We start from the raw sequence: 329 nt of genomic DNA, 5'->3' as shown, positions 1-329 counted from the left end.
ACTGAGCTAATAACCCGCTCTTTTGCTGCGTTAATCGCAACTTGCTTTTTTGTGTAAATCCACCGATTGGACCAACTCAATTCTAAAGAAAGAAGATGGTGGGTTATGATGGATTCGAACCATCGACCAATTGATTAAAAGTCAACTGCTCTACCAACTGAGCTAATAACCCGCTCCAAGTGCTTACTTATTACTAAGTTAAAGCGTGCGTAAATCCGCCGATTGATGCCATGCTATATTCATCAGAATAAAGAATGGTGGGTTATGATGGATTCGAACCATCGACCAATTGATTAAAAGTCAACTGCTCTACCAACTGAGCTAATAAC

Annotated in this window: 1 tRNA gene; it reads right to left on the bottom strand. The window is 40.1% G+C overall.

Features of this window, described 5'->3' with window-relative positions:
* Nucleotides 1-96: 96 nt before the first annotated feature.
* Nucleotides 97-172: transfer RNA gene (locus tag CWC11_RS20365), tRNA-Lys, on the bottom strand.
* Between the last annotated feature and the right edge of the window lie 157 nt (nt 173-329).

The organism is Pseudoalteromonas sp. S3178, from assembly GCF_005886985.1.
In the GTDB taxonomy this organism is placed as follows: domain Bacteria; phylum Pseudomonadota; class Gammaproteobacteria; order Enterobacterales; family Alteromonadaceae; genus Pseudoalteromonas; species Pseudoalteromonas carrageenovora.
The sequence above is the reverse complement of the archived record's forward strand: the minus strand, read 5'-3'. Positions and strand labels throughout refer to the sequence as shown.